The following is a 7,830-nucleotide window of genomic DNA, read 5'->3' as shown; positions in this document are numbered from 1 at the left end:
CGTCAAGATTTTGCGCGGTGAAATCGCTGATGGCTCTGGTGAGCCGGGCGCCGTGCTGGATGACCGCTTGACGATCGCCTGCAAGCAGGGGGCATTGCGGATTCTCGAATTACAGCGGGCCGGCAGGCAGCCGATGAAGGCCGAAGAATTTTTGCGCGGCACGCCGCTGGTAGTCGGCGTGAGGCTCGCGTGAACGGCGGCCGCATCTTCAATTCGTCATACGCGGGCTTGACCCGCGTATCCATCTATCTTCACAAGAGCCGAGCGAAGAGGATGGATTGCCGGGTCGAGCCCGGCAATAACGACAAAGATAGATTGTTGCAGTGATGCCCCGTTACAAACTCATCATCGAATATGACGGCGCGCCGTTCAGCGGCTGGCAGATTCAGGACAACGGCCCCTCGGTGCAGGGTGCGCTGGAGGCGGCGATCAAGGCGATCTGTGGCGAGCAGGTTCGCGTTCATGGCGCGGGGCGTACCGATGCCGGCGTGCATGCGCTGGGGCAGGTCGCGCATTGCGATATCGCGAAACATTTTGTGCCCGGCCGGTTTCGCGACGGCCTCAACGCGCATTTGCGGCCGCATCCGATCGGCGTGCTGTCCGCGGAAATCGTGGCGGACAGTTTCGAGGCGCGCTTCTCTGCGAAAAGGCGGCATTATCTCTACCGGATCGCCAATCGCCGCGCCAATCTCGCGCTCGACATCGGCCACGCCTGGCGTCTGCCACGGCCGCTCGATTCAGACGCGATGCACGCCGCCGCGCAAAAACTCGTCGGCAAGCACGACTTCACTACCTTTCGCGACACCGAATGCCAGGCGAATTCGCCGGTGAAAACGCTCGATCAGCTCGATGTCGTGCGCGACGGCGATGCCGTCAACATCGCAACTTCGGCGCGCTCGTTCCTGCACAGCCAGGTGCGTTCGATGGTCGGCTCGCTGGTCTGGGTGGGCGAGGGGCGCTGGGATGCCGATGATCTTTCTGCCGCATTGGCCGCGCGCAACCGCGCCGCGTGCGGCCCCGTCGCGCCGCCGCAAGGGCTTTATCTGGTCCGGGTGGATTATTGACCTGGTGTCATACCCCGCGAAGGCGGGGACGATGACAGAAAGTGCTACGCGAAATACCTGTCCAGGATTCCCCGGTAGATCTTCGTCAGCTTTTCCAGATCGGCCACTGGCGTCCGCTCGTCGATCTGATGCATGGTCTGGCCGACCAGGCCGAACTCGATGACCGGGCAATAGCTGGCGATGAAGCGCGCGTCAGAGGTGCCGCCGCTCGTGCTCAGTTCAGGTTTGCGGCCGGTGACTTCCTCGATCGCCGCGACCGCAAGATCGGTGAAGGCGCCGGGCTTGGTCACAAACACGTTGGAGTTCGACGGCTCCCACACGATCCGCGCGCGGATCCGGTTTCCCGCCACTTTCGCAAGCCGCTGCTCGACCAGTTCGCGCAATGTCGCTTGCGTGTGGAGATCGTTGAAGCGGATGTTGAATTTCGCGCGCGCCTGCGAGGGGATGACGTTGCTCGCGGCATTGCCGACATCGACAGAGGTGAATTCGAGGTTGGAGGCCTGAAACTGCGCGCTGCCGTGATCGAGCGGCTCGTCGCTGAGCGCCACGATCAAGCGCGCAATATCCGGCACCGGATTGGCCGCACGATGCGGATAGGCAACGTGCCCCTGGATGCCCTCGACATAAACCGTGCCCGATTGCGAGCCGCGGCGGCCGATCTTGATGCAATCGCCGAGCGTCTCGACATTCGAGGGTTCGCCGAGCACGCAGTGGTCGAATTTTTCGCCACGCGTTGCGGCCCATTGCAACAATTTGACGGTGCCGTTGACGGAAATGTCTTCCTCATCACCTGTGATCAGGAACGAGATCGATCCATTTGTCTTGCCGCCGTGATCGGCGAGATATTGCAACACGGCTGCGGCGCTGCAGGCGATGCCGCCCTTCATATCGACGGCGCCACGGCCGTACAAATACCCGTCCCTCACCTCGCCCGAAAACGCCCCGTGCGACCACGCGCCCTCGTCGCCGGCCGGCACCACGTCGGTATGGCCGGCAAAGGTGAGGTGCGGCGAGGCGGTTCCGAGGCGCGCGTAGAGATTCTCGACATCGGCGGTGCCGGTCGCGCCGAAGGTGAGACGATGCACCTCAAAGCCTGCACCTTTGAGGATTTTCTCAAGCACGCCAAGCGCGCCAGCGTCGGCCGGCGTTACCGAGGCACAGCGGATGAGATCACGGGCAATCGAGAGGGCATCGGTCATGCCTTTCGCATAACATGCGCGCGCGCCGATCGGCTAGGGGTTCGAGATCGCGTACCAAAGCGCGATGGGATCAGGTTGAATCGCCATCGCGCTTTAGACCTTTGTTTGAGCATGATCTTTCCGGAAAACCGTTACACACTTTTCCGGATCATGCTCTAGTCCCGCAGCAGTTCGTTGATGCTGGTCTTGGCGCGGGTGCGCTCGTCGACCCGTTTGACGATGACGGCGCAAGCGGTTGCGGGGCCGGGCTGACCGTTCTTGAGCGGTCGTGAGGGCAGGGTGCCGGGGACCACGACGGCATATTCCGGCACTTCGCCGACGAAGGTCTCGCCGGTATCGCGATCGACGATCTTGGTCGAGGCGCCGAGGAAAACGCCCATCGCCAGCACCGCGCCCTTGCGCACGATCACGCCTTCGGCGACTTCTGAGCGCGCGCCGATGAAGCAATCATCCTCGACGATCACGGGTTCGGCCTGCAGCGGTTCCAGCACGCCGCCGATGCCGACGCCGCCGGAGATATGCACGCGCTTGCCGATCTGCGCGCAGGAGCCAACCGTGGACCAGGTGTCGATCATGGTCGCTTCGTCGACATAGGCGCCGAGATTGACGAAGGACGGCATCAGGACGACGTTTCGGGCGATGAAGGCCGAGCGGCGGACGATGGCGCCCGGGACGGCACGAAAACCTGCGTCGCGGAAGCGGTTTTCGCCCCAGCCGTCGAATTTCGAGGGCACCTTGTCCCACCACGATGCCTTGCCCGGGCCGCCCGGGATCGCGCTCATGTCGTTGAGGCGAAACGACAGCATCACCGCTTTTTTCAGCCATTGGTGCACCTTCCACTTGCCGCTCGCCTCGCGTTCGGCCACGCGCGCCTCACCCTTGTCGAGCAGCTCAAGCGCATGGTCCACGGCGTCCCGGACTTCGCCTCTGGTCGCGGCAGAAATACCTTCGCGGGCGTCGAATGCGGTGTTGATGGTGGATTCCAGAGCAGCAGCGGACATCGTGTTTCCTTGAGAGGCGGATGGAAGCGGCTTTTTCGGAATTTGAGAGGGCAGAGTCAAGAATACTTGACCGTCATGGCCGGGCTCGTCCCGGCCATCCACGTCTAAAATAGCGGCCAAGGAAGACTTGGATGCCCGGCACAAGGCCGGGCATGACGAGAAACGGCGCTCACCGCGCGAGCCTCTGCAAAAATCCCGTGAGGTCGTCGGTGACGTGATCGACACAAGGATCGTCACGTCCTTCCATCTCCCAGTCCTCGCGCACGACTTCCCGGCTGCCGTCGGGCACCACCAGCACCGTGGTCATGCCGAGCTGATGCGGAATCACGAGATTGCGCGCCAGATCCTCGAACATCGCCGCCTTCCGCGGATCGACCCCGTAATCCTTCAGAAATTTTTGGTAGGTCTGGGCCGCGGGTTTGGGTTCAAGATCGGCGGCGATGATGTCGAACACCGCTTCGAAATGCGCATCCATCCCGAGTCGCTGCAGGACCTTGTCGGCGTGATCGGTCGAGGCGTTGGTCAGGATCAGTTTGCGTCCGGGAAGTCTGGCGATCGCGGCGCCCATCGCCGGATTCGGCTGCAGCGGCGAATGATCGATCTGGTGCACGTAAGCGAGAAAGTCATCGGCGCGCACGCCATGTTCGGTCATCATCCCGCGCATGCTGGTGCCATAGCGGCGGTAATAATCCTTCTGAATCCGGCGCGCTTCCTCCGGCGAGACCTTGAGCCACGCGCCGATGAACTCGCCGATCCGCCTGTCCACCTGTTGCCACAGGTTGACGTGATGCGGATAAAGCGTGTTGTCGAGGTCGAACACCCAGGTGTCGATATGCGTGAAGGGGCGTTTCGTGGTCATCCGAAACTCAACCTGTCGTCCCCGCGAACGTGGGGGCGGAATCTCTCGATAAGCCAGATCGAGAGAGATCGTGCCCACAAGCGAGGCCCTGTGGTTATGGGTTCCGGATCGCGCTCGCCGCGCTCGCTTGTCCGGGACGGTTTTGCTTGTGGCGCGCGCATCACGGCATCGCAAAACGCAACGTCTTGCCGCCGCTTCCCATGTCGACGGCGGCAAATCCGGTCGAGGCAAAACCTCTCGTAGAGCAGTCGCCCTGCTCGCTGATTTCGAATTTGTTCTCACGCGTGCAAAGCGCCGTCGTACCACCCCAGTTCAGCGGGCGGTCCTTGAATTTGACGGTACGGTTTTCGGCATCGACCGCTTCCGCGAAGCTGAAAATCCGCCTGGTCTGGCCGGTCACGTCCGGATGCAGGCATTTGCCGGGATCGATCCGATACCAGCCGCGGCTGACCACCGTCTTGCCGTCGTCGATACCGACGGCGGCCATGACCCTGTGCGGCGTTTCGTTGCACCAGGTCAGCCCGGCGGAAGACGGCGACTGCACCGCCTCGATCATGGTGGTGAAGAAATTCGGCGATTGCACGAAATCCGCGGTGAGCCCGCGGCTTTTCAGGAAGGCGGCCAGGGCGGCCTGCGTTTTGGGACCGTCGACACCGTCGATCGGAGCGGCGTCAAAACCCGCGATCACCAGCAACCGCTGCACGCCGGCAAGCCTTGCCTGCTCGTCATCATATTCGCTGTCTTCGGCCAGATAGGCCACCAGATTGCCGTCCTCGGCCTTGCTCGGAACGATCTGGGTGAAAGCGGCGGGCGTTTGCCCGGCGCGGCATTGGCGAGCGGCTGCGATCACGAAATTGTCGGGCGCGACGCAGAGCGTGTCGCCGCCGTTTTGCGGGATGGGCGATGCGCCGTAGACAGGGAGCGCGCGTGCATTGAGCAGGATACGGTCTGCGGTCAGCGTGCCCTGAACGACCACGCGGCAGGCCGCCGGATCGATGCGAAACCATCCGCGGGTTGCAGTCGCCGACTTGTCGTCGATGCCAATCGCGGCCTCGATCACGTAGCTCATGCGATTGCAGAGCTTGAGGTCGGCACGGGCCGAGGTCGGGAGAATGAAAAAGATAACGGCCACCAAAAAGGGCCCTGCGTGAGCGAATGCTTTTCGTCCCTTGTCATGCCCGGGCTTGTCCCGGGCATCCATGTCCTCCTGACGTTCTCGCCGCCAGCAAGATGCGGATGGCCGGAATAAATGCGGCCATGACGAAGAATGGTTTCGCTTCATCACTTGTGGATCAGCGTGCCGGTGCCCTGATTGGTAAAGAGCTCGAGCAGCACCGCGTGCGGTAGTTTACCGTCGATGATGACGACGCCCTGCACGCCCTGTTCCAGGGCGTAGATGCAGGTTTCGACCTTCGGAATCATGCCGCCCGAAATGGTGCCGTCGGCGATCAGCTTGCGCGCGTCCTTGATCGAAATCTCCGAAATCAGCTTCTTCGATTTGTCGAGCACGCCGGGCACGTCGGTCAGGAGCAACAGCCGCTTGGCCTTCAAGGCGCCGGCCACCGCACCGGCAAACGTGTCCGCGTTGACGTTGAAGGTCTGCCCCGAGCGCGAGGTCGCAAGCGGAGCCAGAACCGGGATCAGTTCATAGCCGATCAACTGATTGAGTAGCGTCAAATCGACCTTCTCGGGCTCGCCGACGAAGCCGAGATCGACCACCTTTTCGATATGCGAATCAGGATCGACCATGGTGCGCGTCGCCTTCGAGGCCATCACCATGTTGCCGTCCTTGCCGCACAGTCCCACCGCCTTGCCGCCGGCCTCGTTAATGTAGCCCACGAGCTGCTTGTTGATCGAACCCGCAAGCACCATCTCGACGATCTCGATGGTCGCGGCGTCGGTGATGCGCAGGCCCGCGGCGAATTCGGATTGAATGCCTAGCCGCTTCAACATTGTCGCGATCTGCGGGCCGCCGCCATGCACCACCACCGGATTGATCGCGGTCTGCTCCAGAAGCACGATGTCGCGGGCGAAGGCCTTGGCGACGTCTTCGGCACCCATGGCATGGCCGCCATATTTGATGACGATGGTTTCATCGTCATATTGCTGCATGTGCGGCAGTGCCTCGGACAGGATGCGGGCCTGATCGAGCGGACTGATGTGGGGCACGTCGGTCATGAAGCGGGTCTCGCGGTCTCCAGATTAAGCATGATCTTTTCGGAAAACCGGTACCCACTTTTCCGGATCATGCTGTAGGTGGGGCGGTTTCTATCCGATTGGCGGGCACGGCGCAAAGGATGGTCTGCACTCTTTACCCGCGTTACAAGCGTTCCCCGGATACAGCGCAGCGCCATAAGCGCGTTCACGCGCGTCTTTTACATTCTTTGCGGCGTGGTGCGCTGCTGATCAGGGGTCCATCGAGCGGCGAAAAATGGGTCCTGGCTCTGCGGAGCAGCGCAGCGGACGATGCTTCGCATCGCCGCGAGAACGCTGCACCGCGTCCGGGACACGATCAGGATGCTTTAGTTTCGCCGAGGCCATGCGGCCGCGATCGCAAGCACCAGCCAGCTTGCGATCAGAAGCGTGCCGCCGGTGGGTGCGGCAAGCGGAAAAAGGCCGTGGCCGGCAAAGTGCCGCAAGCTCAGATCGCCGGCAAACGAGGCTGCCGCGACCACGAAGCCGCCAGCGGCGAGGAGCCCGCCGGTCGGATGAATGACGCCACGCTCGGCCAGGGAGACGGTCGCGAGCACGGCGGCTGCGTGAAACAGCAGCATCGAAGATGCCGGCGCAAGCCGCGCGGCATCGCCCTGATGGGTGGCAGCCGCCGCCAGAATGACGCCGTCGGCGCCCATCACGCCCGCCAGGATGATCAGAATGCGAAAGATGCGTAACTCTCTCATCGCCGGCGTTCCTCGAGCAGCCGCATCATCGCACCGCGCAGTTCCGGCAGACCGGCGCCGGTTTGCGAGGACGTCGCAATGATTTCCGGAAATGCCGCAGGGTGTTTTGAAAGCGCCGAGCTGATTTCGGCGATGCGCCCTTCCACCTCGGCCGGCTTGACCTGATCGATCTTGGTCAAAACGATCTGGTAACTCACCGCCGATCGGTCCAGCGTCTTGAGGACGTCGAGGTCGACCTCCTTGAGGCCGTGCCGGGAATCGATCAGCACGTAAACCCGCCCCAGACTGCTGCGGCCATTCAGGTATTTGTGGATCAGTGCCGTCCAGGACGCCACCTTGGCCTTGGGCGCTGTGGCGTAACCGTAGCCGGGCATGTCGACGAGACGGAAGCCGGCACCCTCGGGCCCCTCGAAGAAGACCAGTTCCTGGGTGCGCCCGGGCGTGTTCGAGGTCCGCGCCAGCGCGTTGCGGCCCGTCAGCGCGTTGATCAGGCTCGATTTGCCGACATTGGAGCGACCGGCGAACGCAACCTCCAGGCCTGCCATCGTCGGCAGGGTCTCGATCGAAGGTGCGGCCCAGAAAAACCTGAAATCGCCGGCGAAGAATTTGCGGCCTCGCTCGATCAGCTTCGCATCAATATCGGTGGTCATGCGAAGGTTTCCCATTCGTCATGGCCGGGCTCGGCCCGGCCATCCACGACTTTCCTGGTGAAACACGGCCAAGACGTGGATGCCCGGCACGAGGCCGGGCATGACGGTTGAGCGTATTTCTTCGCCGCGCACTGAAGTTCGATGAGCCCTATCCTGG

The 7,830-nt window shown here is 62.5% G+C and carries 8 protein-coding genes and 1 pseudogene; 2 read left to right on the top strand and 7 right to left on the bottom strand.

Annotation, left to right across the window (positions count from 1 at the left end; all coding sequences use genetic code 11):
* Positions 1–193: pseudogene (locus VNX23_RS20785) on the top strand (methionyl-tRNA formyltransferase); the annotation flags it as partial.
* 133 nt (positions 194–326) lie between these two features.
* On the top strand, positions 327–1,064 hold the full coding sequence (truA, locus tag VNX23_RS20780) for a tRNA pseudouridine(38-40) synthase TruA (RefSeq protein WP_325633078.1): 738 nt from the start codon (positions 327–329) through the stop codon (positions 1,062–1,064).
* A 44-nt stretch (positions 1,065–1,108) separates the two neighbouring features.
* Here the strand turns inward: truA and dapE are convergent, their stop codons facing one another.
* From dapE to yihA, 7 genes are all read right to left on the bottom strand, one after another.
* Positions 1,109–2,263: a succinyl-diaminopimelate desuccinylase gene (dapE, locus tag VNX23_RS20775; protein ID WP_325633076.1), complete on the bottom strand. Its 1,155-nt coding sequence runs from the start codon at positions 2,261–2,263 to the stop codon at positions 1,109–1,111.
* Positions 2,264–2,418: 155 nt separating this feature from the next.
* A complete protein-coding gene (dapD, locus tag VNX23_RS20770) occupies positions 2,419–3,264 on the bottom strand; it encodes a 2,3,4,5-tetrahydropyridine-2,6-dicarboxylate N-succinyltransferase (protein ID WP_325633074.1) in 846 nt (281 codons plus the stop codon).
* A 169-nt stretch (positions 3,265–3,433) separates the two neighbouring features.
* Complete coding sequence (locus VNX23_RS20765) at positions 3,434–4,123, bottom strand: pyrimidine 5'-nucleotidase (RefSeq protein WP_325633072.1); 690 nt, start codon at positions 4,121–4,123, stop codon at positions 3,434–3,436.
* A gap of 160 nt (positions 4,124–4,283) precedes the next feature.
* Positions 4,284–5,255 carry a DUF1036 domain-containing protein gene (locus tag VNX23_RS20760; protein WP_414643042.1) on the bottom strand — a complete coding sequence of 324 codons (972 nt, stop codon included), beginning with the start codon at positions 5,253–5,255 and terminating at the stop codon, positions 4,284–4,286.
* A gap of 149 nt (positions 5,256–5,404) precedes the next feature.
* Complete coding sequence (argB, locus tag VNX23_RS20755) at positions 5,405–6,301, bottom strand: acetylglutamate kinase (RefSeq protein WP_325633068.1); 897 nt, start codon at positions 6,299–6,301, stop codon at positions 5,405–5,407.
* A 344-nt stretch (positions 6,302–6,645) separates the two neighbouring features.
* Positions 6,646–7,023, bottom strand: coding sequence for a DUF423 domain-containing protein (locus VNX23_RS20750; RefSeq protein ID WP_325633067.1), 378 nt, complete (start codon positions 7,021–7,023; stop codon positions 6,646–6,648).
* The gene (gene yihA / locus VNX23_RS20745) at positions 7,020–7,673 is read right to left on the bottom strand and encodes a ribosome biogenesis GTP-binding protein YihA/YsxC (RefSeq protein WP_325633065.1); all 654 of its coding nucleotides are present in this window, start codon (positions 7,671–7,673) and stop codon (positions 7,020–7,022) included. Before yihA ends, VNX23_RS20750 begins: the two co-directional genes overlap by 4 nt.
* Positions 7,674–7,830 lie beyond the last annotated feature (157 nt).

The organism is Bradyrhizobium sp., assembly GCF_035570375.1.
Classification (GTDB): domain Bacteria; phylum Pseudomonadota; class Alphaproteobacteria; order Rhizobiales; family Xanthobacteraceae; genus Bradyrhizobium.
Note: the sequence above shows the minus strand (reverse complement) of the source record. Positions and strands in the feature narration are given on the sequence as shown.

Excerpts from the sequence above, each read along its gene's own strand:
- truA (WP_325633078.1), top strand. The coding sequence starts at position 327 with ATGCCCCGTTACAAACTCATCATCGAATATGACGGCGCGCCGTTCAGC.
- dapE (WP_325633076.1), bottom strand. The coding sequence starts at position 2,263 with ATGACCGATGCCCTCTCGATTGCCCGTGATCTCATCCGCTGTGCCTCG.
- dapD (WP_325633074.1), bottom strand. The coding sequence starts at position 3,264 with ATGTCCGCTGCTGCTCTGGAATCCACCATCAACACCGCATTCGACGCC.
- VNX23_RS20765 (WP_325633072.1), bottom strand. The coding sequence starts at position 4,123 with ATGACCACGAAACGCCCCTTCACGCATATCGACACCTGGGTGTTCGAC.
- argB (WP_325633068.1), bottom strand. The coding sequence starts at position 6,301 with ATGACCGACGTGCCCCACATCAGTCCGCTCGATCAGGCCCGCATCCTG.
- VNX23_RS20750 (WP_325633067.1), bottom strand. The coding sequence starts at position 7,023 with ATGAGAGAGTTACGCATCTTTCGCATTCTGATCATCCTGGCGGGCGTG.
- yihA (WP_325633065.1), bottom strand. The coding sequence starts at position 7,673 with ATGACCACCGATATTGATGCGAAGCTGATCGAGCGAGGCCGCAAATTC.